This window comes from Acinetobacter sp. 18QD2AZ41W (assembly GCF_009829025.1).
Classification (GTDB): domain Bacteria; phylum Pseudomonadota; class Gammaproteobacteria; order Pseudomonadales; family Moraxellaceae; genus Acinetobacter; species Acinetobacter pseudolwoffii.
Genome location: NZ_WURP01000002.1, coordinates 262,521 through 285,376, shown reverse-complemented (window position 1 = coordinate 285,376; position 22,856 = coordinate 262,521). Strand labels below are relative to the sequence as shown.

Sequence of the window (22,856 nt, the reverse complement as noted above, 5' to 3'; positions counted from 1 at the left end):
AGACAATTGCATAAATTTTACGAAAAATACTTGTCAGAATAAATTTCACTTGCTAGATTAAAACCATAAAGTCGTTTGACCAAATGGTCAAACAGTGTGGATTTAAACCTACTTGCCAGCACAAAAATGGCTAAACCGGAGACAGCGAATGAATACGCTCAGCATCCCTCAAATTTTCTCTCAACTCACTTATTATCAAGAAAACTATCTGCAGATTATTGCAGATCCAGCACAGTATTATATTCCTGTTACAGATGCTCATATCAAGCTATGGCCCTTGGCGCAACAGTCCTTGTATCTAGGTGATTTGCTGCAATTGTGGTTTGCAGAAAAATGGTTGGTAGAAACTGAACGTCAATTTAGCTTTGAAGTGTTTTTGAATGCCGATTATCTGAAAGAGCAAAGCAAAGAATTATATATCTATGCCATTTCAGGTAATCTTTTGACCGGTACCAATCAATCCAAAGCTTGGCAGGCATCGACAGCGCAAATACAAGATGTAGAGCTGGCCAATGTGTCCAAGCATTATTTTGAGTTTCAGGGCTTAAGCCGACCACAGATCGCTTGTGTTCAAGCCGGACAGACGAAGGGCAATATTGCTTAGGTCATCGATTGAATGCTGGCCATAGGTTCTCTTGGTTATTCAGGGCGAATAATCATACAGGTCGCAGTGGCATGGGCATATAAACGGCCTTCTTCATCCAGAATCCGACCTTCAGCAATACCCAGATTTTTACTGAGGTTAATTGATTGTCCGGTCGCTTTAAGCTGCTGGTCTTGAGGAATCGGTCGGCACATTTTAACATTCAGATCAATCGTGCCATAACCGACCCCTGCTTCGAGTAAAGTATGAATCGCACAGCCTGTCACCGTGTCTAAAACAGTTGCTGCAAAACCACCATGCACGCCACCAAGCGGATTTAAATGCCGGTGATCGGCTTTGACTTTAAATTCTACGTATCCGCTTTGGATAACGGCAGGTTGCATCGACATGGTTTCGCTAATGCTTGGAGCGGGAATTTTCCCATCTCGCATCGCTTGTAATAAGGCCAAACCGTTCATTTCTTTTGGATTCATTCTGCTTTTCCTGTGATTATTCTTTAGCTGTTTCGATTTTATTTAAAAGTGAAACATCAATAATAGCAAGTGACATATTTTTTAATGAGATGTTGCCGAAGGTAATTGTTATCTTGGAGGGTTAAAAGTTATTGTGGTTAAAATATTTATTTTTTTAATGCTATTGCAGATAGCAGGAGAGTGCTATTTCTACCGGAAATAGAGATACTTTAGATATTCAGGAATTTCGATCAATGCTATGTGTGGCATACACTTTGGCTGCGATCATTTGTTTGATCTGCTTAAAATGCGTTATCAAAAGCATCTTGGAATGGCATAAAAAAACCCGCGATCAACGCGGGTTTTTAAATCAAGCGAATTGATTATTGTGCCGCTTTTTCAGCTTCGATAGAAGCAATCGCAGCGTCAACGCCTTCGATTGAATCAGCAGCTTTCTTGATACGCGCAAGTGCATCAACCAACACTTCATCCGCAGTTGCATAAGAAATACGCATGAAACCGCCTAGACCGAATGCATCGCCAGGAACAACGGCAACGCCAGTTTCTTCCAGTAACCAAGCAGAGAATTCTGTGCAAGATTTAAGACCTTTGGCACGAATCAACGGCTTGATGTTTGCGTATGCATAGAATGCGCCATCCGCAGGTAAGCAAGAAATACCATTGATGTCATTCAAGCCTTTCACAACCAAGTCATGACGACGTTTGAATGCTTCAATCATTGGCTCAAGTACATCTTGAGGACCATTCAATGCAGCTTCGGCAGCAACTTGTGAAATAGAAGTTGGGTTAGAAGTAGATTGTGACTGGATTTTTTTCATCGCACCGATCAGTTTAGCAGGGCCCGCTGCATAGCCAATACGCCAGCCAGTCATTGCATAGGCTTTAGACACACCGTTTAACACGATCGTACGGTCATACAGGTCTGGTGCAACAGTGGCGATGTTATAGAACTCATCTTCCCAACGAATCGGTTCATACATGTCATCAGACGCGATGAATACTTCAGGGTATTTACGCAGTACCTCAGCCAAAGCAAGAAGTTCTTCTTTGGTGTAGATCATGCCAGTCGGGTTAGAGGGACTGTTCAATACCACTAAACGTGTTTTGTCGGTGATGGCAGCTTCTAGTTGTTCAGGTGTGATTTTGAAACGCTGTTCTTCACCACATTTCACAATCACAGGTACGCCTTCAGCGATGATCACCATATCCGGGTAGCTGACCCAGAAAGGTGCAGGAATGATAACTTCATCACCTTTGTTCAACAAAGCCAAAGACAGGTTAAAGAATGATTGTTTACCACCACAAGAAACCAGAATCTGGTTTGCTGCGTAGTCTAGGTTATTGTCACGTTTCAATTTAGCAATAATGGCTTTTTTAAGACCTGGCGTACCGTCAACAGCGGTGTATTTGGTGAAACCGTTGTTAATCGCTGCAATTGCTGCATCTTTGATGTGTTGCGGTGTATCAAAATCTGGCTCACCTGCGCCCAAACCAATAACATTATGACCTGCAGCTTTTAATTCAGCAGCTTTGTTGGTCACAGCAAGCGTTGGGGACGGTTTGATGGCATTTACACGATCAGAGAGACGTACGTCCACGGCAGTATTCCTTCTTATAGGGATTAAAAAATAAAAAGCACATTATCTTAGCTTAAAATGCGAGGCATGGGGCAAAAGAATTTGGAAAACTTTGAGGAAAAAATGGTGTACTTGCAGAGCTTTATCTTGAACTCCGATGCCAAGGGACAACAGTTAAAAGGCTTGAGTTATCAAGTAAACCCCCATAAGCCAGTCAATATAAACTAAAAATGGCCACTTTATAGTGACCATTTTGTGGTGTTGTCTTGGTACTTATTTATTAAAGCGTGACAGATCTTCATCCGGACGCGCGGTTAAGATTTCAACCCCTGTTTTAGTGACGAGCAGGGTATGTTCATACTGTGCTGACAATGAATGGTCTTTGGTGACCACCGTCCATTTATCACCCAGTAATTTGGTTTTCCAGTCGCCACCATTCACCATAGGCTCAATGGTAAAAGTCATGCCTTCTTCTAAAATCATCCCGGTATCTGGCTGGCCGTAATGCAATACTTGTGGTTCGTCATGGAAAGTCGTGCCAATTCCATGACCACAATATTCACGTACCACACCAAAACGTTCAGATTCGACATATTTTTGAATCACGTGGCCAATATCACCAATGGTTGACCCTGGTTTTACAGTTTCAATACCCCGGTACATGGCTTCTTGCGCTACTTTACATAGACGGTTAGCAAGAATAGACGTTTCACCACCGACGATGTACATCATGTTGGTATCGCCATGATAGCCATCTTTAATCACAGTGACATCGATATTCAGAATGTCACCTTTTTTTAACTTTTTGCTATCCGATGGAATGCCGTGACACACCACATGATTCACAGAAGTGCAAATCACATGCTGGAAAGCAGGCCGACCTGGTGCTGCACCATAACCTAAGCAGGCTGGAATGGCTTGTTGTTGGTTAACAATATAGTCATGACAAATCGTATCAAGTTCTAGCGTAGTAACACCTGGAACAATATGCGGTTTGATCATATCCAATACTTCTGCCGCCAGTCGCCCTGCCACACGCATTTTTTCAATTTCGTCAGGGGTTTTGATAAGTCGACGTGGCGCTTGGTAAGTGTTGTTCATGATCTCTAAAAACTTTTGGAAATTTGTGTGTGACTATGGTATAAATAGCCGCCCATTTTATCAAATGCTTTTTCGTGAATAAATTTCACGGGCTTTGTGCGATGGGGCAAAAAATCCGCACATATATCGACACATTACTCTGGGTGCTTCTAGGGATTGTTGTCACTTTATATGTGAGTTGCGTTGTCAGCTAAAATTTCGTCATGCGAGGCATGAAACGATGGTAATGGTATTCCCTTATCGAGTTTCATAACGAAGTATGAGGGGATTTTAGCTACAACCCTTCGGGACAGGGACGTTTTTTGACGCTACTGCGTTATGAATAGTTTATTTAGAATGTTAAATCTCACTATTCATGCCTTGTATCGCTAAAAAATGTCCTCTGTCGCAACCACTGATAAAATGACAGCAATCCCTTGGGTGGAGAATGCGGGTATATGGAGGCCTAACCCAAACTTTAAGGTAAAGAAAATGGCAGATTACAACGTAGGCATGCGCGACCTTCTACAAGCAGGCGCACACTTTGGTCACCAAACACGTTTTTGGAACCCAAAAATGCGCGATTACATCTTTGGTGCGCGTAACAAAATTCACATCATCAACCTTGAGCACACTGTTCCTGCGTTAAATGATGCTTTGAACTTTGCTAACAACTTGGCGAGCAAAAAGAACAAAGTTTTGTTTGTTGGTACTAAGCGCGCAGCTTCTGCAATCATCCGTGAACAAGCGCAACGTGCTGGTCAACCATATGTTGATCACCGCTGGTTAGGTGGTATGTTGACGAACTGGAAAACACTTCGCCAATCTATCAATCGTCTAAAAGACCTTCAAACTCAATCTCAAGACGGTACTTTCCTTAAGCTAACTAAACGTGAAGCTTTAGAACGTACTCGTGAGATGGAAAAACTTGAACGCGGTCTTGGCGGCGTGAAAAACATGGGTGGTTTACCTGACGCATTATTCGTAATCGACGTTGATCACGAAGCAATTGCAATCAAAGAAGCGAAGAACCTTGGTATTCCTGTAATCGGTATCGTTGATACAAACTCTAACCCAGACAACGTAGATTACGTTATTCCGGGTAACGATGATGCGATCCGTGCAGTAACACTGTATGCTTCTGCTATGGCTGATGCGATTCTTGCTGGTAAAGAATATGCTCAATCACAAGCGAATGCACAAGCTAAAGCAGAAGAAGCTCCAGCTTCTGAGGCTTAATGCGTTTGACGCAAGCTTGTCATTTTTGCGACATGTGATGGTGGCAAAGTAAGCGTTATGTATGCAGGCGGCCCATGAGAACTCCTCTGGGCCGTTTCTGTTCTAAAAAGAATTCATTTTCTACCGAATTTAGGAGATAAACATGACTGCAGTTACAGCAAGCATGGTTAAAGAATTGCGCGATCGTACTGGTCTTGCAATGATGGAATGTAAAAAAGCTTTGACAGAAGCGGGCGGCGACGTTGAATTAGCGATCGATAACCTACGTAAATCTGGTCAAGCGAAAGCTGCTAAAAAAGCGGGTAACATCGCTGCTGATGGCGCGATCACGATTGCTCAAGAAGGCAACAAAGCACTTCTTTTAGAAGTAAACTGCCAGACTGACTTCGTTGCAAAAGATGAAAACTTTGCTGGTTTCTCTGCGAAAGTTGCGGCTGCTGCACTTGCTGCAAACGTAACTGATCCTGCTCAAATCGCTGAATTGAAACTAGAAGATGGTGCAACTGTAGAAGAAGCGCGTATCGCTCTTGTTCAAAAAATCGGTGAAAACATCCAAGTACGTCGTGCGAAAATTGTTGAAGGTGCTAACCTTGCAGTTTACAAACACGGTCTTCGTATCGGTGTTGTTGTTTCTTATACTGGTGATGAAGCAACTGGTAAAGGCTTGGCAATGCACGTTGCTGCGTTCAACCCAGTCGCTGTAAATGCTGAAGGCGTTTCTGCTGAGCTTATCGCGAAAGAGAAAGAAATTGCTGAAGCGAAAGCACTTGAATCTGGCAAGCCAGCAAACATCGTTGAGAAGATGGTTGTGGGTTCTGTTGAGAAATACTTGAACGAAGTTGTTCTTGAGCGTCAAATGTACGTAATCGACAACGACAAGAAAGTTGCTGACGTTCTTAAAGCAACAGGTACTACTGTAGCTGAATTCGTTCGTTTCGAAGTTGGTGAAGGTATCGAGAAGAAAGCTGAAATGAGTTTCGCAGAAGAAGTTGCTGCTGCTCAGGCTGCTGCTCAATAATTCGGTAACGAATTATAAAGAAGCTCCACTTTGTGGGGCTTTTTTTATATCTGCATAAAAATACAATAAGTCGAAAGCGGTAGTTTTTCTTGGAAAATGCGAGTTTGCTTAGAAAGTACGCGTGATAAAATCAACGAAATTTAAAGAATTGAAAATCATTAATAGCGCATATAAAACCGACATGGGTATTGGGGCGATGATTGCTTATTGATTGCTGTATATCTGTGTTGATACCTAGCAAAACCAGTTTGAGTGGAGCTCCTTAACAAAAAGTCAGCCAAGTCGCCACACCGACACTCATTTTGAAGCTATGTCTCAAGATGATCTCAATAAAATTTAGACTGCTTTTCAACATCATCAGGGTGCTATTGGGGTTCGATCTTATCGAACAATGATTGCAACGTTAGGTGATGATCATAAAGGATCACGCTATTAAGAGTTCATGCTTGAATGATCAAATTGTATTGGTGACATATAATATCGATTCCGCACCCGGCATTGGTTCGATTCAAAAAGATGATATTGTCGAATTTTATAGTGAATATAAATAGCGAGAAGGGGGATGTGGCGCACTGGATGCATCATGATTGTGCCCGAAAACATGTGTATGGCCGGTTAAAACATCAAGGAAGAACCTATCAAGAAGGTTCTTCTCATTAGAAAAAATGAAGAATGCTGCTAAATGCTCTTCATGTCTCGTATCTGGCGACTTTTCCAGGAAGGTGCTACTTTAGCTAAATAAGCATCCATGCACCAAATCGGGCCAATAAGAAGGAATTGAAGGTCTTTAAAGAAAGATGGCTTTTTGCCTTCCACTTTGTGGCCATAAAACTGACCAATCCAGGCAAAAACAAATAGGCCAACATAAAAACCGGCACCGACTGGCAGAATCCAGATTAACCAGGCCATGATCAATGTTAAAGCAGCCATTGCAACTGCCAAAACAATATCTAGTCGGGCATAGAAAATAAAAGCCAGAGCTAGCAGAAGGGCGGTCAGTAAAGCACTAAAGTGCGCAATAATGCCAATAATCGAAAAATAGATAGTCGGTACGCAGACCCAGTGAATCAGCTTATTGGTTTTGTTTTGATGACTGTCACTATATTCATCCAGCCATTCAGATATTGTTTTCATTATTCGCTCCATTCCATGAATACGTTGTGCTTGCCTGAAAATATAAAGCAGAATCCAGGTTTGGTCAAAAGTTAATCGTGCCAGAACGTGAATTTTATTTGGCGAATTTGCAACATTCAAGCTGTAATGGACAGGTAGCCGGAGATAAGAGGAACTATAGATTGATTGTCATTTTTCTATAACTTGAAGTTAATAAAAAAGCCACATTACTGTGGCTTTTGGTTAAATGTATTGCAAGTTAAATCTTAAGAATTTGGACCAGCGACACGCTCAATACTGACATTGCCAACACCGGCATTGGTAATGCCGAGTTTCTTCGCTGCGCCATAAGATAAATCGACGACACGGTTACCATGGAATGGGCCGCGGTCATTGACTTTAACCACTACGCTTTTACCATTATTTCTATTGGTCACACGAATATAACAGTTCAATGGCAGGCTACGATGAGCAGCAGTCATTGCATTCATGTCAAAGGTTTCACCGCTTGCAGTTTTACGGCCGTGGAACTGGCGACCATACCAAGAGGCTGTACCTGTCTGACTGAACTTGCGTACAGTATTAGAAGCCACGGTATTCAGTTTTTCAATCACTGAAGGCTCTTCTGCGGGAATTTCAATTTTCGCTGCAATGGTTTCACGGCGAACTTTATCGCCAGAACGCTCAGTGATTGAAAGGCTGTTCAAATTGGTGAAATTTGAATTGAAGCTTTGAGCTTCTTTATTTAATACACGCGTTGCAAGGCGCGAATTGTCATTTTCGTGATTAAACGAAGATGACGGAACCATATCTGCCTGCGATTGCGTCAGTGTGACTATCGTGGCAATAGCCATAAAATACTTCAAAATTGAAGAATGCATCGAATCAACTCCTAACAGCATATCGCATGGATTTGTTCATAAGTAACTGAAAAACCATGTAAACACGCCTGATATTCAACTTATGCAACTACATTTAACGAAATGGATAATATTCATGCCTGCAATATCCTGTCTAGTGTTTAATTAAAATAGTTTAAAAAAGAACTTAAAATAAACAATGAGTGATTAAAATATGATCAATATTGTAACACAATATTAAAATTGATCAATATTTGCTCATAATCACTCATAAAAATGTTGACTTTAATAATTTGTATTAAATTCTCATGTTAACGGCTAGTAATTTCTGTACCTAATAACCACAATGCAGTGGCATACATTCGGCTGCGATTATAAGTAGTAATCACTTGAAAATTTGGATAAGTAATATAGTAAATATGCCCATAATTTTCTTGTAATTGAATTACATTGACCAAGTCTAGATCGTCAATTTGAACAATAGGATTCATTGGGCTAATCCCTTGTGTTTTTAACACACCATATGGGCTAGGTTGAGTCAGATCTTTGGCAATTACCGCATCCGGGTTCGAGCCACTATAACGGGCCGGAAAAGCAATCGGTTGATTACGCTGCCAGCCATGCTGGGCTAAATAGTTGGCAATCGAGCCAATCGCATCTACTGCTGAATTACGCAGGTCAATATGTCCGTTACCATCGTAGTCCACGCCGAATTTTGGAATATTACTTGGCATGAATTGTGGATAACCGACCGCACCTGCATAAGAGCCGACGATAGAAGAAGCTGAAACGCCATCTTTATAAGACCAGGCAATTAATGCCGCCAGTTCATCTTGAAAATACTGGGCACGACGCTCATAACCAAAACCTAAGGTGGCCAGCGCATCACGGGTGACAAAAGAACCCTTATTGGTACCAAAGCCGGTTTCTACCCCTAAAATCCCGAGAATGATTGACTGTGGTACACCAAACTGCTGTTCAGCGCGATTCAGCGTTTCCGCATATTGCTGTTTAAAGCGCACACCGCGTTGAATGGTCGACTCAGCCAGAAAGTTGGTTTTATAAGAATACCAAGGCTTGCTTTCACCTGGACGATTCATAATATTGATGATATTGGGCAGGTTGCGCGCCCCGTTCATGGCTGAATCGACTTGCTGGGCACTCAGCCCATAATTTTGCATGGCAGTCTGTTTAAAACTGGCATAAGAGGGATGAGATTGGAAATCGTTGGCCAGACTGAAACTGCTGAGACCGAATGCGGTCAATGCGATTGAAAGCTGTTTAAATTTTTTATAAAAATTCGATTTCAACATCTTGGTACGATTTCCAATTTTTGATAAGTTGCGGGCAATGTTATTTGAATCATGCCATGAAAAAGATTGAGAAATTTTTTCAATCATGAGGCTGTAAAAACCAGATTAAAGATAACATTCGGATGATTAAGAGACCTAGATGCATATACAAAAATAGTGAAAGACTGGTTATTTTTGCGTCAGTTTGCCTTGTGGAGCTGCTTATCTGTAACAAGCTATTTCATTGAACATAAAAAAGCCTGACCGAAGTCAGGCTAATTTTAAAAAATCACTCTTAGATGATTCTATGCAGACCTATTCTGTATAGAACAAGGTGTCATGATATTCAGCCATGGCGCGAAGCTCATCCTTGTTCAGATTGAGAATGATTTTATCTGCAGCCATATTGATGGCCTTAATCACAGCAGAAGCACCAATATCTGCTGCCTTGCGTTTGATCATGCCAAGATCCAAGGTTTTATTAAAATCGACCATAAAGTGACGTACCGTCGCTTCACCAAACTGCTTATACAGGTTGCTAAACATTTGTTTGTCGATACTCTGACCGGCTTTTAGTTCCGCATAATGATGTTTTAAATTGGTCACCAGATTGGCATCCAGCGACTCACCAATACGGATTTGTCCTTCAGGGTCTTTAAACAGACTACGTTCAGAGAAAGCAATAGATTGCTTCACCACATCATTCGGCGCTTTACTCAATAACTGTTTCAGCAATACCGCCACAGTTGACTTGATATAGCCCGCCAGTTTTTCCGCAGTATCGCGCTTATCACTTGCAGGAAAACGACGCACCAGTTCCGTGAGAATCGCATCAATAATTTCATCATTAATCATCAATGCGGTTTTATCACGGAGTGGGTAAAGCGGCTCATTTGAATTTTTATTTTGTTGTGCAGTCTGAATTGTATTTAAAAGCTCTGCAGAAGGAATAAAACCAAAAAATGGCATTGTTAAACCTCAATGTTTTTATTGTCGCGCTAATCGAATAGGGCGAGGCATCCATGTTAAATCCGATACACGGCAAGGGTTGATATCCAATCCACCACGGCGTGTATAGGTTGCGTAGACCATCAGCTTTTCCGGTTTCAGTTGTTGCCAGAGATCGGCAAATATCTGCTCCACGCATTGTTCGTGAAAACCGTTATGCTGACGATAAGAAATAATATAAGCCAAAATACTCTTATAACAAGGTTTTTTGCCCTGATAGCGTATAAATACTGTACCCCAATCCGGTTGTCCAGTGACTGGGCAGTTACTTCTTAATAAATGTGAATACAGCTGGATTTCAACTTCTTCGGTATGGTTCGCATCCAGAGCCAAAAGACTCGCATCAGGATGATTTTCCAGACGTTCCGGAATTAGTTCATCAATGCAGATGCCTTCAGGCTTGGCAACTTCCAAGTCATCAACCTGAAATAAATCTAACGTAATCTCTGCGCCAGCCGCAGCAGATAAATCTTTTTCCACCGTGGCGATAAAGTCAGCTTGAGATTCAAATTTGGCAAAATTCAAACTATTAAAGTAGAGCTTGAGTGATTTGGATTCAATCAGATTCGGCGAAGAAGCAGGCAGGCTGATCCGTCCAATTGCGACTTGCGGCACACCGGCTGAATTTAACCAGGAAATTTCAAAAACATGCCACCAGTCGGCACCTTGCTGAATCGCTTCAACATGTGCGTATTGTTCACGGGCAGGCGCGCGCGAAATTGGAAACAGAACATCAGGCTGATATTCTGTCGGGTAATTGGTGTCTTTACCAAGAAGAGATTGTTCTACACTCATTATTCACGCATTCCTGAACCACGGGAGAGTAAATGATAGGCCAATGCATAGAGCAGGCCGCAACATAAGGTGACCACTGCAAGTGAAACAGTTACATTGACATCGCTATGTCCTAAAATGCCATAGCGGAAGGCATTGACCATATACACCACAGGGTTGATCAAAGATAAATTTTGCCAGAATGGACTTAAGGCAGAAATTGCATAAAACACACCGCCTAAATAAGTCAGTGGCGTTAAAACAAAGGTCGGGATAATCGAAATATCATCAAAAGATTTGGCATAGACGGCATTGATAAAACCACCCAGAGAAAACAGCAGGGAGGTAATCAATACGGTATAAATCGTCACAAACCAGTTGGTAATGTATAGATCCGCAAAAAACAAACTTACGGCACTAACAATAATCGCCACCAGTACTCCACGAATCACACCGCCCAGCACATGTCCCCAAAGAATGGCATGCATCGGTACCGGACTCATGACCAGCTCTTCAATACTCTTTTGAAATTTTGAACTGAAAAAACTGGAAGAGACGTTGGCATAGCTGTTGGTAATCACGGCCATCATGATCAGACCGGGCACAATGAACTCCATATAGCTATAGCCGCCCATGTCTCCAATCCGCGAACCGATCAGATTGCCGAAAATCACGAAATACAAGCTCATGGTGATGGCAGGTGGTAACAAGGTTTGCGGCCAGATCCGCATAAAACGGCGGACTTCTTTATATACAATGGTATATAAAGCTACGCTGAGTTGATTAATGTTCATTGCGCAGCTCCATCCAGATTTTTTTCGACCATTTTGACAAAAAGCTCTTCCAGACGATTGGATTTGTTACGCATACTGCGTACCTGAATATTCTGTGATTCCAATAGCTGGAACAGATCATTCATGCTATGTGCCTTGTCCATGGTAATTTCTAAGGTCATCGGGTCGATTAAATTAAAACGTACCCCGATAATCTCCAGATGCAAAGGTTCAATCGGTGCTGCAAGATCAAAAATAAAGGATTCTTCATTCAGCTGACTTAGGAAGCTCTTCATGCTGGTGTCTTCTTTAATCACACCACGATCGATAATCGCAATGCGGCGACACAGCATTTCGGCTTCTTCTAAATAGTGGGTGGTGAGAATGATGGATGTCCCTTGCTCATTCATCTCGTTCAAAAACTCCCACATTGAACGACGTAATTCGATGTCGACACCCGCAGTTGGCTCATCCAGAATCAAAAGTTTCGGTTCATGCATCATGGCACGTGCAATCATCAAGCGACGTTTCATACCGCCCGATAGCATACGCGCCTGCGTTGCACGTTTTTCCCATAGGCCCAGCTTGGTCAGATAGAGTTCAGCCCGTTGCTGTGCAATTTTTTTAGGAATCCCGTAATAGCCGGCTTGCGTCACCAGAATGTCGAAAGTTTTTTCAAACTGGGCGAAGTTAAATTCCTGAGGAACCACACCTAAACACTGTTTGGCTTGGGAGGGGTGGGTATCCAGGTTGTGACCGAAAATTTCGACTGTGCCGGCGGTTTTTTTTGTTAATGAACTGATAATACCGATGGTGGTGGATTTTCCGGCGCCATTTGGCCCCAGAAGTGCATAAAACTCACCTTCTGGTACATTTAAGTTGATTCCTTTTAATGCCTGAAAGCCATTGCGATAGGTCTTTGACACATCTCTTAAGATCAGTGCATCAGTCATGAATATCTCAAATGGTGAAAAGTTGAGATATTGTGAGTGATCTTGGAAAATAAGCCAAGTGATTCACATGGAATTCTGTGTTGCTGTTTTGGAACATTGTATAAAGTCTAAGCATAAAATGACGAAGTTATAGATAGTTGCTTTACCTTATGATTTTTTTTGTTATGATGTGCATCGCGCGCTCATAGCTCAACTGGATAGAGTACAGGTCTCCGAAGCCTGTGGCGTGGGTTCGAGTCCCGCTGAGCGCACCATTTTCTTATTTCTTACAACATAAAAATCTCTCTAAATTAAATCTTTATACCAGATTGCTTTTCATAAAACATTTTATTCAGTGCCACCATATAGATTGTATTGCTTAAATCGAATCTCAAACTCTGTCTTTTCACTTTATTCGATACTGCTCGAAAATAATCTTAAAAGTTTTCAGACAAACAAATGACATGCTCATTTTCTTTTACTTATTCTGATTCTATATTTTGAGTTGATGCGCTGATTCACAACGGCTTTGAATATTTTGAATACGAGAGCTGATTGCAATGCAGAATACGACTCTTGAATATCTTGAGGATGAAATAACTCAAATGTTTTAATAAACCCATTTTTGAACAGATTATTTGTTGAGTAAAATTCATTAAAATTAATTTAAACGTGAAAATATTGAAGTGATTATCCTGAAATAGATTATGCTATTCACCAAGCTTGAGTAGCTGGTTTCTGTATTTTTTTGGGTAAGCCATATGATAGAACTACGACATTTAAAAACACTGACAGCGCTAAGAGAACATGGATCACTGGTTGCAGCAGCAGGAGATCTCTGTTTAACACCTTCAGCTTTGTCTCATCAATTGCGCGAACTCGATCAATGGTTTGGGGTTGAAGTGGTCAATCGCCGTAGTCGCCCTGTGAGTTTTTCTAATGTAGGTTTACGTTTGTTGAAACTGGCTGATGATGTGCTACCACAAGTACAGATAGCGCAAAGTGATATCACACGTATTGTGCATGGACAGACAGGCCGTATTATATTCTCGTCAGAGTGTCATAGTTGTTTTGACTGGCTAATGCCACTTTTGAATCAGTATCGTATCCAATATCCAGATGTTGATTTGGATTTTGCTTCGGGCTTTGAAGCCAATCCGCATGAATTGTTACAAACGGGCGAGTTTGACTTGCTGATTACTGCCGATCCGATTGCACTCAAAGGTGTGGAATATTTCCCGGTATTTGAATATGAATCACGTTTGGTGTTGTCTAATACACATCCTTTAGTACGTGCCCAAGAGATTACGGTGCAGGAACTGGCAGAAGAAACATTAGTAACTTATCCGGTAGATAAGCATCGTCTGGATATCATGTCACGCTTGTTTATTCCTGCGAATATTTTGCCAAAACAGATTCGGACGACCGATCTGACTCAAATGCTGATTCAGCTTGTTGCCAGTGGTCGTGGGATTGCGGCATTGCCAGATTGGGTGGTAAATGAATATGAACAGAAGGGCTGGGTGACTTCGCGCCGTCTGGATTGTGTAGCCCCTGAAGGCTTACGCCGTACTTTATATGCAGGTTATCGAACTGAAGAAAAACAGAAAGATTACTTTGAGGGATTCTTAAAGCAGCTTGACCGATTTTCTAAAAAGCGGGCACAGTATTACACTTGATCCTAATCTCAAAGGAGCAGACTCAATAATATGAATATTAAGGATTCTGTTCCTCTTCATCCTGATGTTGTTGACGGATTTGGTCTCTTTTTACCTGAGGGTCTTTATCTACGCCCAGCTGACCGCGCTGCATCTCTCGATCCTGTTTTTCTTGTGGATCCAATTCCTCTTCTGGAAATTCTTCATTAATTTTTTCATCTGAATGAGTCATCGCAATATACCTTTTTTTAAAATATAGATTTTTTTTTGATCGATTTAAGATCGGGTTTGAGTACATTTGTTTATTGTATATGAGCGACTTTATTACACTGTTGTTTTATAACTGATTTGATTTTATAAATTGTGATGCTTGTAAGTGTGTTTATACAGTACATTTTAAATAAAAATTAGTGCTTTATGTTCAAAATAACAATGGATTATATCTATAAGAAAATTACTTTTAATTCGGCTAATTACAGCGGTTCCTGTAGAGGTTTGCTAATTTTTGAGTAGCGCTTATTATTCTCAATAATTTAAAAAAAATAAATTTTAAAAAACTGAATAAATTAATAAAGGATGATGTGAACACATATTGAGCTAAATTAACTTAAATTAAAATTTTATAGAAATCATATATTTATTCTAAAAATATTTCCTTCTAAAAAATAATAATATTGGAAATTAATAAGCCTGAAATATCATAATTTAGTTTTGAAAAATGACAATTTAAATCTTGTATGAGTCTTCTTTTAGAAGTGTAAAGAGGGCTTGTAGGTCTGAAAAATGTTGCTATATTGAACTCATGGTAGGTCGTAAAACCAATAAGACGCTACCGATAAGTTGGACGGATCAATGACAGTTAGTTGAGTTTGATGTTGATCACCAAACAATAAATCTAGCACTAGCCATCCAACACAGAGCTCGCAGCAATGCGAGCTTTTTTAATGTCTGTTATAAAGCTTTGTTTAATGATTCCAGATGATTTCTTTTCTAATTGATTCCTATAAAAAAAGTTTACATTGCCAAATTCGCTAACATCTTGACCCTAAATAAGCGATTTAAGTGTGATATAAAAAATGGAAACTTAGGAAATAGAAAGGAGAGAGAAATGTCAAAGATTATTGATATAAAGGTGAAAGACCAATTTAGCAAGGTCATTGAGGCGAAAGCTTTATTACGTTCATTTGCAGAGCAACATCAGCATGATGCAATTGATCTGGTAAAAAAAATTGAACATATCGTGGTAGATGGCGAAACTATTTTACCGAGTATTGAACTGTTATTTGAAAGTCAAAAGTCTTCAAATATTTATAAAGTCGTAGAGTAACTGGATCAATATATTATACAAAGGTGAAAAAATTGAGTCCATCTATCCGATATTACAGGTTTAGCCATTAAAAACTCACCTTCCTGGTGAGTTTTTAATGAATGCAGAAAAGCAAAATTTATCCCCTATTAATAAAAAAGCCCACCGAGGTGAGCCAGAAATCAGATGTACTTAAGTTGTACATTCACATCATATTTTTCAAATTCTTGCAGAATCTGTTTTAAGGTTTGCTGAGCGGTGATATGTTCGGGGCTTAAAGAAATTTCCTGACGAGTATTACTGTCAAAACATTCAATGGCTTGAATCAGCCAATAGTATTCGATAGGGCTTTTTTGAATCACTACACGTCGCGGTTGTAAACTGTCACTAAGCTGGCGGGGCAGTACATAGGTAATTGCCAGTTGCACAAGTTCCAGTTCTTCAGCCGGACTTAAAAAGGTAATGACCCAATTGCCCACCTTGCTCAGTTGCATGGGGTTATCAAACGCATCGAATTCTAAATAATGTGGCATATAGCAACCAAGCGGATTTTAATGATCACTATATGGCGAGATTTTCAGGTTTTTTCTATCCCGCTTAAGTCTGATATTTCAGGATTTAAATTTAGAGATAATATAAATATAGTGTAAAATCAATTGTCTATATTTGAAATCTAAATCTGCTTGATTGCTAAAGTCACTCATTTAAGAGTTTAAAAGACTAAGACATGCTTATTCATGAGCTTGATTTTGCTGTAATTGTGCCAAAGAAAAATTGATCTGTTTTAGAATGTAATTCAATTCTTGCGGAGGAAGTCGGCTTTCCTGCAGTGAGGTGATCCACTGTATTTGGCACATTTTTAAACTGCGCACATCCTGTACCTGTAAAATATGCTGAATTTGCTGTTTGGCCATCAAGCCACAATATTTTTGTAAGCTTTCCATCATCATATATTTGAGGTCTTCAAAAGATAAAGCTTGCGGTTCGGGTAGATGGGGTTGATTGTCTGGATTTGTTTCAATAGATGAGTTTTCTTGCAGCTCTTCGATAGGAACTAGGAGGTTTTTGCGGTTCTCGGTTACAGAAGGGACGGGCAGAGGTGAATTTAAGGGACGGTAAATCTCGGAATGCGCCAAATTGATTTTGGTATCGACTTCTGTGCCGGTCTGATGTGGACTGTTTGATATTATGCTGGTGTGAGCCGGAACAATTAAATCCATTTCACAAAGTTGCTCTAAAAGCTCGGCGGGAGCTAGTTGCTGCTTTAATCTCTCATGTAACAGATCAAAATCTTTGCTGCCGATTAGCACCAATAAGCGGCGTTGGCGTGCGGTCAAGGGGATAGAGCGATTCTGTAGCACCTCGACCCCACGTGGAGTTTTATAAAAATGCATCATAGCTGAATGAGTTGTTCACTAAATTCAGCTAGAGCATAGTCTGGGATAATTACAATAATATGAAGAATATATTAAAAAACAGATACTTGTTTTAAGGATTTTAAAGCGTGCTAATCGCGGTATTTTCGAGAGCCTTGCGCAAATAAGGATCCAGTTCATCTTGCCGCAATAGCCATTGCACATAGTCGGCAGGAAGCTCTGCAATTGCGCTACCACGATGTTTACCAAAGTTAATCGTACGTGGAATTCGGGCATCTTCAGAAGCATCGAACAGTTCCTGCATACTGTTAATTTTCAGGTGATGTACGATATGCATCAGGATGTTGGCAGTTAAAATAATATCCATATCAGCACGATGCGCTTTACGGATCATTTCGCGCGCTCGTTCACTGCCTTTGGTAATCATATAAATCAGTGCAGAAATATTATGTGCTTCTGCATCGGGCCAGACCCGACGTGCTAAAGCCAGTGTACAAATCGCTTTAATTTTCGAGGTATCTACCCCACATTTTTCGACAGCACGAACGTCATAATCAATATTATGACCAATCATATAAATCGTTTCATCTGGCAGGCGAAAGGTACTGTAATGTGGCTGACCTTCCAGGTCAGACTCCAGAATATGATGCACCGCCATGGCGGCAAAAGAAATGGGTTCGTCACATGAATAGAGCTGATCAAACAGGCGGCTTTTATCCATACTGATTTTATGGTCTACAATTGCGACAGGCGCATAGGCAATTTCAATGGGTTGACCATTTAAAGTATGCGTTTCGGTATCAAGAATAATGGCCTGCATGCGTTGAGCACCATAAAAGAAGAGACAGACTCATATTAACGATAAATTGGGAAAAAGATTAGGCTGAATATTAAAAAATATACTTTTTAGCGCAAAGAATGCTGTCAATAAATCCAATCTTGCTGCAGGTTAAGGTTCAGAACTCTCATGCAGGAAAAGATTTAGCGGTACACCTGAAATGTTCTAGGGATTACCACGAAGTCGCTGCTCTAGGTTTATAGGGGATAAAAAGGTAAGCGGAACTTAGCTTGAATCTCATTTTAAAATGCTTGCAAAGCGCTCGAGAAAACCAGTCTTTTCACATTTCAAGCAAGACTAGATGGTGAAGGAATAAAAAATGCTCAAAATTTTAAAAGTTAAAAACTTTAACGCCAATTCAATAATTTGATTTTACTTAAATTGGTCATGATTTCTAAAGGCTAGAGCAATATTTATAAAAAACTGCAGAAAGTTCATGATCGAAAATGCAAAACTTCATGCTACAATACGCGCCAATCTTAGCACGGCTTAAAAGCCCTAAATCAATAGGACCTCGCTAATGTTTGCCAATATCTCTATTGCTGAATTTGATCCAGAATTAGCTCAAGCAATCTCGAATGAAGATGCTCGTCAAGAAGCTCATATTGAGCTAATCGCTTCTGAAAACTACTGCTCACCAGCAGTCATGGAAGCTCAAGGTTCAAAACTCACTAACAAATATGCGGAAGGCTACCCAGGTAAACGCTACTATGGCGGTTGCGAATACGTAGACGTGATCGAACAATTGGCGATTGACCGTGCTAAAGAACTCTTTGGTGCTGATTATGCTAACGTTCAGCCACATGCTGGTTCACAAGCAAACTCAGCGGTTTACTTAGCGCTTCTTAACCCTGGCGATACAGTTTTGGGTATGAGCCTTGCTCACGGTGGTCACTTGACTCACGGTGCAAAAGTAAGCTTCTCTGGTAAAACATATAACGCGATTCAATATGGTTTAAACCCAGAAACTGGCGAAATCGACTATGAAGAAGTTGAACGTTTAGCGGTGGAACACAAGCCACGTATGATCGTTGCAGGTTTCTCTGCATACAGCCAAATCGTAGACTGGCAGCGTTTCCGTGACATCGCGGACAAAGTGGGTGCTTACCTGTTTGTTGATATGGCGCACGTTGCAGGTCTGGTTGCTGCTGGCGTTTACCCAAGCCCAGTGCAAATTGCTGACGTAACAACGACAACGACTCACAAAACACTTCGTGGTCCACGTTCTGGTTTAATCCTTGCGAAAGCAAACGAAGAAATCGAGAAAAAATTACAGTCTGCTGTATTCCCGGGTAACCAAGGTGGTCCTTTGGTTCACGCGATTGCAGCGAAAGCGATCTGCTTTAAAGAAGCGATGGCGCCTGAATACAAAGAATATCAAAAGCAAGTTGTGGTGAATGCAAAAGCCATGGCTGAAGTGCTAATCGCTCGTGGTTATGATATTGTGTCTGGCGGTACTGAGAACCACTTGTTCTTGTTGTCGTTAATCAAACAAGATATCACAGGTAAAGAAGCGGATGCCTGGTTAGGTGCTGCGCACATTACTGTGAACAAAAACTCTGTACCAAACGATCCACGTTCTCCGTTCGTAACTTCAGGTATCCGTATCGGCACACCTGCAGTAACAACCCGTGGTTTCGGTGAAGCTGAAGTACGTGACCTTGCAGGCTGGATTGCTGACATTCTGGATGCGAAAGGTGATGAAACGGTCATTAACGCGGTGAAAGCGAAGGTTGAAACTGTATGTGCTAAATTCCCAGTTTATGCATAATCGGTTTTAATCGGAAAGGAGCTCCCAACCGGGAGCTTTTTTTATAGCTGTTAAAATGACGAGAAAAAATCAGGATTTGGTTTAGCGCAATTCGAGTTAAACTATATCTATATCGCACCATGATTCAGGCCTAATATTTAATAGCTGATGTTGATAGGACAAGAAAATGAGTCATCAACAAAATCATATTGCGTTTTTCTGAATCTGGCTTAAAGTCTTTTATAGACCAATCTCATTTTTAAATATTTAAAAGAACTGATTTATTCATTGCCAGCTTTTTAGATCCACCCTGTACATTCTGCTTAGTACCTGAAAATTTTTATGCAAATTTCAGACGAGCTCAGGTGTTGGTGCAATAAGCGCTGTGAGTGAGATCATTTTCTTTAAATCTGAACATTGTATTTATAGGAATCATTCAAATATGGGCACAACCTGTATTTGGTGTTCCTGTTGGCTGTTGATTCATTAATTTTTTATTTAGGTATCTAACAAAGGTAATCAGGATGAATAAAACCACTATTATTTTATCTCAGCAGGATTTAGATCGTCTGGAAACCATGCTTGAGCATCAGACCAAGCTGAGCGAAACCATGATTCGTCTGGAAGATGAACTGGCACGTGCTGAAATAGTTGGCCCCGCGGAGATCGCAAGTAATATTGTCACCATGCATTCGCGTGTGTTACTGACTATTGCACCGTCTCCAGAGCCTGTGGAAGTCACACTGGTTTACCCACATGAGTTTAAAGGTGATAAAGGTCAGGTAAATGTGATTGCACCGATAGGCGCAGCCATTCTGGGCTTAGCCGAAGGTCAAACCATTGAATGGCCACAACCAGATGGCCACACCATGAAAGTGACCATTGAAAAAGTGCTTTATCAGCCAGAGAGTACCGGGGATTATCTCTGATATTGTCTTGAACGCATGCTCAAAAGCCATAGTAATATGGCTTTTTTCATCTATGATTTATGATTGATGTTCAAGAGTTTCATCAGACTAAGCTAGCAGTACAGCAAAATTTATCAAACACATTTGCTTTCATTGCAAAAAATATAATTAAAATAAAGATAAAACATGGATTTAGTTAAAGTGATGTAACGAATTTCTGGATAAATATACACAACGTGGTCTGTTTTTTTGCTACATTCGAGGATATTCAAGATTTTTATTTAATCTCTCTAAAAGGATACAGTCTTCGTCATGTCGCGATTTGAAGCTTTACCCGCCTTGACTGACATGTCTTTTGATCGTGAAGAAATACTGGCGATCAAACGTAATGAACTTGTGCCTGTACTGAGCCATCAATATGGACTGAATCATTATGCGGATTCTCTGATTCAGGCACAATCGGTGTTATTAAATGGGGTCGATCCGCATTTGACCCAACAGCTGAGCCAGACCATTGAGCAATTGATTCAGGCTTTGGCAGAATCTAAAAAATATCTGAAAAAACGTAAATTTAATGCACTACAAAAATGGCTTGGGATCGATCTGGATTATGGTTCGAGTCAGGTTGAATATTATCAGCGACTGGACCGTTTACTCGATCAAGCAGATCACCTAAGTCGTAAGTTACAGATTGAAATCCAGAAATCTCAGGCCCGTTTTCAGCAGCTTTTGGGTCTACGTGAGCAGATGGCCAAGCATATTGTCGCGGCAGACGAGTTTTTATCAGAATATCCGCTGTTCATCAAAAACCAGCATCCACTGGATAATTTTTCTGAGCGGCTTTCCAAGAAAATCAATACACTGCGTACCTTGCAAAGCAGTAATGACATTGCCATTACCCAGATGCAGCTTTCACAGCAGCTGTCCTTTAGCTTATTAGACCGCTTTAAAGAAGCGCAACAGGTCTTGATTCCGGCCTGGCAATATCATGTCCAACAAAGCCAGAGCAAGCACTCGACAAGTGATCTGGAAAAACTTGATAATAGCCGTGAAAGTCTGATTAAAACGTTAAAAAAATCCCTCGAGAAACCCTCGAAAACATAACAATATAAGGTGAACCATGACCAAGTCTGATTTAGTAAATTTACCTGTTGAAAGCTCGAATGAACTGGTCGAACAAAAATTTCAGCAAATGGATCTGAAAGAACTGGGCTTGCAACCTGCTGACTTTCAGGAAGTACTGGCAGCACGTAAAGAATTGCAGGATATGAGTCATAACAGCGTGGCTGAGTATGGTAAAAATATTGCGACCAAAACCTCGACCTATACTGATGAATTACTGAATCTGGTCCAAAATAGAGATCTGGATGCGACAGGACAGAAACTGAATCAGGTGGTGCAGGTGGCCCAGCAACTGAATACCAGCAGCATTTTAAGTCAAAAGAAAAGTTCAGGTTTTTTTGGCAATATCATCAGCAAGTTCAAAGGCGCAAAAGGCAACTTTGATGCACATTTCAATACCACCAAAGAGCAGCTCGATGTGCTGGTCAAAGAAATTGAAACCTCGCAGTCCGGTTTGAAAGCGCGTGTAGATACCCTGGATAAAATGTTTGACGGGGTACAGGATGAATATAAACAGTTAGGCGTACATATTGCAGCCGGCCGTTTACGTGAGCAGGAGCTACAGCAGGAAATCTCCGCTTTAACCGCTTTGCCGCAAGATCAAACCACAACACAGAAAATTTATGATCTGAACCATCTGGCCAATAATCTGGAAAAACGGGTCAGCGATTTGCAGGTTTTGCAGCAATCTGCCATGCAAACCTTGCCGATGATCCGGATTATCCAGTCCAACAACCTGATGCTGGTCGACAAGTTTTATGCCATTAAAAATATTACTTTACCGGCATGGAAAAACCAGATCAGTCTGGCCATTTCTCTGAGCGAACAAAAAAACAGTGTCCAGCTGGCCAATACCATTGATGATGCCACCAATGAACTGCTGCGCCGTAATGCAGATCTATTGCATCAGAACTCTGTCGATACCGCAAAAGCCAATCAGCGCTCCGTAATTGATATCGAAACGCTTGAACATGTGCAAAACACCCTCATTAAAACAGTCAATGATGTGATACAGATTCAGAAAGAAGGTGTACAAAAACGCACAGAAGCAACCGTGCGTTTAAAGGCTTTACAGGATAATCTGAATCACTTGGTGATTGAGTCAAGTACGAGCGGATCAAAGCCCAACTAAATATTGTGGTTGAAGATCTAAAA

23 protein-coding genes, 1 tRNA gene and 1 pseudogene are annotated in these 22,856 nt (G+C 40.9%); 11 read left to right on the top strand and 14 right to left on the bottom strand.

What is annotated here, in order from left to right:
* Positions 1-148 precede the first annotated feature (148 nt).
* Positions 149-604, top strand: coding sequence for a hypothetical protein (locus GVV58_RS04365; protein ID WP_005170144.1), 456 nt, complete (start codon positions 149-151; stop codon positions 602-604).
* Between the two features lie 35 nt (positions 605-639).
* Here GVV58_RS04365 and GVV58_RS04360 read toward each other — a convergent pair whose 3' ends face one another.
* The 3 genes from GVV58_RS04360 to map form a co-directional block, all read right to left on the bottom strand.
* Positions 640-1,077, bottom strand: a complete 438-nt coding sequence (locus GVV58_RS04360; protein ID WP_005170148.1) for a PaaI family thioesterase — start codon at positions 1,075-1,077, stop codon at positions 640-642.
* 362 nt (positions 1,078-1,439) lie between these two features.
* A complete protein-coding gene (locus GVV58_RS04355; protein ID WP_159516067.1) occupies positions 1,440-2,675 on the bottom strand; it encodes a pyridoxal phosphate-dependent aminotransferase in 1,236 nt (411 codons plus the stop codon).
* Between the two features lie 252 nt (positions 2,676-2,927).
* Entirely contained in the window at positions 2,928-3,755 is an 828-nt protein-coding gene (map, locus tag GVV58_RS04350) for a type I methionyl aminopeptidase (protein ID WP_005097535.1), read from the bottom strand.
* Between the two features lie 471 nt (positions 3,756-4,226).
* Between map and rpsB the strand changes: the two genes are divergently transcribed.
* The 3 genes and pseudogenes from rpsB (at position 4,227) to GVV58_RS15760 (ending at position 6,651) form a co-directional block, all read left to right on the top strand.
* Positions 4,227-4,973: a 30S ribosomal protein S2 gene (gene rpsB, locus GVV58_RS04345; RefSeq protein ID WP_005097534.1), complete on the top strand. Its 747-nt coding sequence runs from the start codon at positions 4,227-4,229 to the stop codon at positions 4,971-4,973.
* A gap of 142 nt (positions 4,974-5,115) precedes the next feature.
* Positions 5,116-5,991, top strand: a complete 876-nt coding sequence (gene tsf, locus GVV58_RS04340) for a translation elongation factor Ts (RefSeq protein ID WP_005097533.1) — start codon at positions 5,116-5,118, stop codon at positions 5,989-5,991.
* A gap of 410 nt (positions 5,992-6,401) precedes the next feature.
* Positions 6,402-6,651 (top strand): annotated as a pseudogene (locus tag GVV58_RS15760) (DUF3465 domain-containing protein).
* An 18-nt stretch (positions 6,652-6,669) separates the two neighbouring features.
* On the opposite strand, the gene GVV58_RS04330 reads toward GVV58_RS15760, so the two are convergent.
* The 7 genes from GVV58_RS04330 to GVV58_RS04300 all read right to left on the bottom strand — a co-directional run bounded on the left by GVV58_RS04330 (position 6,670) and on the right by GVV58_RS04300 (position 12,764).
* Complete coding sequence (locus GVV58_RS04330) at positions 6,670-7,125, bottom strand: Mpo1-like protein (protein ID WP_005097532.1); 456 nt, start codon at positions 7,123-7,125, stop codon at positions 6,670-6,672.
* Positions 7,126-7,370: 245 nt separating this feature from the next.
* Positions 7,371-7,985, bottom strand: a complete 615-nt coding sequence (locus GVV58_RS04325; protein ID WP_005097531.1) for a septal ring lytic transglycosylase RlpA family protein — start codon at positions 7,983-7,985, stop codon at positions 7,371-7,373.
* A 290-nt stretch (positions 7,986-8,275) separates the two neighbouring features.
* On the bottom strand, positions 8,276-9,277 hold the full coding sequence (mltB, locus tag GVV58_RS04320) for a lytic murein transglycosylase B (protein WP_074383547.1): 1,002 nt from the start codon (positions 9,275-9,277) through the stop codon (positions 8,276-8,278).
* A 294-nt stretch (positions 9,278-9,571) separates the two neighbouring features.
* On the bottom strand, positions 9,572-10,225 hold the full coding sequence (locus tag GVV58_RS04315; protein ID WP_005097528.1) for a hypothetical protein: 654 nt from the start codon (positions 10,223-10,225) through the stop codon (positions 9,572-9,574).
* Between the two features lie 18 nt (positions 10,226-10,243).
* A complete protein-coding gene (queF, locus tag GVV58_RS04310) occupies positions 10,244-11,059 on the bottom strand; it encodes an NADPH-dependent 7-cyano-7-deazaguanine reductase QueF (RefSeq protein ID WP_159516066.1) in 816 nt (271 codons plus the stop codon).
* Positions 11,059-11,832: an ABC transporter permease gene (locus tag GVV58_RS04305; RefSeq protein ID WP_005097525.1), complete on the bottom strand. Its 774-nt coding sequence runs from the start codon at positions 11,830-11,832 to the stop codon at positions 11,059-11,061. The genes queF and GVV58_RS04305 overlap by 1 nt, the downstream gene beginning before the upstream one ends.
* Complete coding sequence (locus tag GVV58_RS04300; protein ID WP_005170164.1) at positions 11,829-12,764, bottom strand: ABC transporter ATP-binding protein; 936 nt, start codon at positions 12,762-12,764, stop codon at positions 11,829-11,831. The genes GVV58_RS04305 and GVV58_RS04300 overlap by 4 nt, the downstream gene beginning before the upstream one ends.
* A gap of 178 nt (positions 12,765-12,942) precedes the next feature.
* On the opposite strand from GVV58_RS04300, the gene GVV58_RS04295 reads away from it, so the two are divergent.
* Positions 12,943-13,018 (top strand) — tRNA-Arg (locus GVV58_RS04295).
* 486 nt (positions 13,019-13,504) lie between these two features.
* Complete coding sequence (locus GVV58_RS04290) at positions 13,505-14,422, top strand: LysR family transcriptional regulator (RefSeq protein ID WP_005097509.1); 918 nt, start codon at positions 13,505-13,507, stop codon at positions 14,420-14,422.
* Between the two features lie 37 nt (positions 14,423-14,459).
* Here GVV58_RS04290 and GVV58_RS15435 read toward each other — a convergent pair whose 3' ends face one another.
* Positions 14,460-14,633, bottom strand: a complete 174-nt coding sequence (locus GVV58_RS15435) for a hypothetical protein (protein ID WP_167381264.1) — start codon at positions 14,631-14,633, stop codon at positions 14,460-14,462.
* A gap of 876 nt (positions 14,634-15,509) precedes the next feature.
* On the opposite strand from GVV58_RS15435, the gene GVV58_RS04285 reads away from it, so the two are divergent.
* Positions 15,510-15,728, top strand: coding sequence for a hypothetical protein (locus GVV58_RS04285; protein WP_005097507.1), 219 nt, complete (start codon positions 15,510-15,512; stop codon positions 15,726-15,728).
* Positions 15,729-15,889: 161 nt separating this feature from the next.
* Here GVV58_RS04285 and GVV58_RS04280 read toward each other — a convergent pair whose 3' ends face one another.
* The 3 genes from GVV58_RS04280 to GVV58_RS04270 all read right to left on the bottom strand — a co-directional run bounded on the left by GVV58_RS04280 (position 15,890) and on the right by GVV58_RS04270 (position 17,903).
* The gene (locus tag GVV58_RS04280; protein WP_005097506.1) at positions 15,890-16,240 is read right to left on the bottom strand and encodes a hypothetical protein; all 351 of its coding nucleotides are present in this window, start codon (positions 16,238-16,240) and stop codon (positions 15,890-15,892) included.
* A gap of 198 nt (positions 16,241-16,438) precedes the next feature.
* The gene (locus GVV58_RS04275) at positions 16,439-17,104 is read right to left on the bottom strand and encodes a hypothetical protein (RefSeq protein WP_005097504.1); all 666 of its coding nucleotides are present in this window, start codon (positions 17,102-17,104) and stop codon (positions 16,439-16,441) included.
* Positions 17,105-17,204: 100 nt separating this feature from the next.
* Positions 17,205-17,903 (bottom strand): DNA polymerase III subunit epsilon, encoded by a 699-nt coding sequence (locus GVV58_RS04270; RefSeq protein WP_005097503.1) that lies wholly within the window; start codon positions 17,901-17,903, stop codon positions 17,205-17,207.
* A gap of 538 nt (positions 17,904-18,441) precedes the next feature.
* Between GVV58_RS04270 and glyA the strand changes: the two genes are divergently transcribed.
* From glyA to GVV58_RS04250, 4 genes are all read left to right on the top strand, one after another.
* Positions 18,442-19,692, top strand: coding sequence for a serine hydroxymethyltransferase (gene glyA, locus GVV58_RS04265; RefSeq protein ID WP_005097502.1), 1,251 nt, complete (start codon positions 18,442-18,444; stop codon positions 19,690-19,692).
* A 503-nt stretch (positions 19,693-20,195) separates the two neighbouring features.
* On the top strand, positions 20,196-20,600 hold the full coding sequence (rnk, locus tag GVV58_RS04260) for a nucleoside diphosphate kinase regulator (RefSeq protein WP_005097501.1): 405 nt from the start codon (positions 20,196-20,198) through the stop codon (positions 20,598-20,600).
* Between the two features lie 291 nt (positions 20,601-20,891).
* Complete coding sequence (locus GVV58_RS04255; protein WP_005097500.1) at positions 20,892-21,683, top strand: hypothetical protein; 792 nt, start codon at positions 20,892-20,894, stop codon at positions 21,681-21,683.
* Positions 21,684-21,699: 16 nt separating this feature from the next.
* Positions 21,700-22,833, top strand: coding sequence for a toxic anion resistance protein (locus tag GVV58_RS04250; protein WP_005097499.1), 1,134 nt, complete (start codon positions 21,700-21,702; stop codon positions 22,831-22,833).
* The last annotated feature ends 23 nt before the right edge of the window (positions 22,834-22,856 follow it).

Coding starts and splice junctions, on each gene's coding strand:
- GVV58_RS04365 (WP_005170144.1), top strand. CDS start 149: ATGAATACGCTCAGCATCCCTCAAATTTTCTCTCAACTCACTTATTAT.
- GVV58_RS04360 (WP_005170148.1), bottom strand. CDS start 1,077: ATGAATCCAAAAGAAATGAACGGTTTGGCCTTATTACAAGCGATGCGA.
- map (WP_005097535.1), bottom strand. CDS start 3,755: ATGAACAACACTTACCAAGCGCCACGTCGACTTATCAAAACCCCTGAC.
- rpsB (WP_005097534.1), top strand. CDS start 4,227: ATGGCAGATTACAACGTAGGCATGCGCGACCTTCTACAAGCAGGCGCA.
- tsf (WP_005097533.1), top strand. CDS start 5,116: ATGACTGCAGTTACAGCAAGCATGGTTAAAGAATTGCGCGATCGTACT.
- GVV58_RS04330 (WP_005097532.1), bottom strand. CDS start 7,125: ATGAAAACAATATCTGAATGGCTGGATGAATATAGTGACAGTCATCAA.
- GVV58_RS04325 (WP_005097531.1), bottom strand. CDS start 7,985: ATGCATTCTTCAATTTTGAAGTATTTTATGGCTATTGCCACGATAGTC.
- mltB (WP_074383547.1), bottom strand. CDS start 9,277: ATGTTGAAATCGAATTTTTATAAAAAATTTAAACAGCTTTCAATCGCA.
- GVV58_RS04315 (WP_005097528.1), bottom strand. CDS start 10,225: ATGCCATTTTTTGGTTTTATTCCTTCTGCAGAGCTTTTAAATACAATT.
- queF (WP_159516066.1), bottom strand. CDS start 11,059: ATGAGTGTAGAACAATCTCTTCTTGGTAAAGACACCAATTACCCGACA.
- GVV58_RS04305 (WP_005097525.1), bottom strand. CDS start 11,832: ATGAACATTAATCAACTCAGCGTAGCTTTATATACCATTGTATATAAA.
- GVV58_RS04300 (WP_005170164.1), bottom strand. CDS start 12,764: ATGACTGATGCACTGATCTTAAGAGATGTGTCAAAGACCTATCGCAAT.
- GVV58_RS04290 (WP_005097509.1), top strand. CDS start 13,505: ATGATAGAACTACGACATTTAAAAACACTGACAGCGCTAAGAGAACAT.
- GVV58_RS15435 (WP_167381264.1), bottom strand. CDS start 14,633: ATGACTCATTCAGATGAAAAAATTAATGAAGAATTTCCAGAAGAGGAA.
- GVV58_RS04285 (WP_005097507.1), top strand. CDS start 15,510: ATGTCAAAGATTATTGATATAAAGGTGAAAGACCAATTTAGCAAGGTC.
- GVV58_RS04280 (WP_005097506.1), bottom strand. CDS start 16,240: ATGCCACATTATTTAGAATTCGATGCGTTTGATAACCCCATGCAACTG.
- GVV58_RS04275 (WP_005097504.1), bottom strand. CDS start 17,104: ATGATGCATTTTTATAAAACTCCACGTGGGGTCGAGGTGCTACAGAAT.
- GVV58_RS04270 (WP_005097503.1), bottom strand. CDS start 17,903: ATGCAGGCCATTATTCTTGATACCGAAACGCATACTTTAAATGGTCAA.
- glyA (WP_005097502.1), top strand. CDS start 18,442: ATGTTTGCCAATATCTCTATTGCTGAATTTGATCCAGAATTAGCTCAA.
- rnk (WP_005097501.1), top strand. CDS start 20,196: ATGAATAAAACCACTATTATTTTATCTCAGCAGGATTTAGATCGTCTG.
- GVV58_RS04255 (WP_005097500.1), top strand. CDS start 20,892: ATGTCGCGATTTGAAGCTTTACCCGCCTTGACTGACATGTCTTTTGAT.
- GVV58_RS04250 (WP_005097499.1), top strand. CDS start 21,700: ATGACCAAGTCTGATTTAGTAAATTTACCTGTTGAAAGCTCGAATGAA.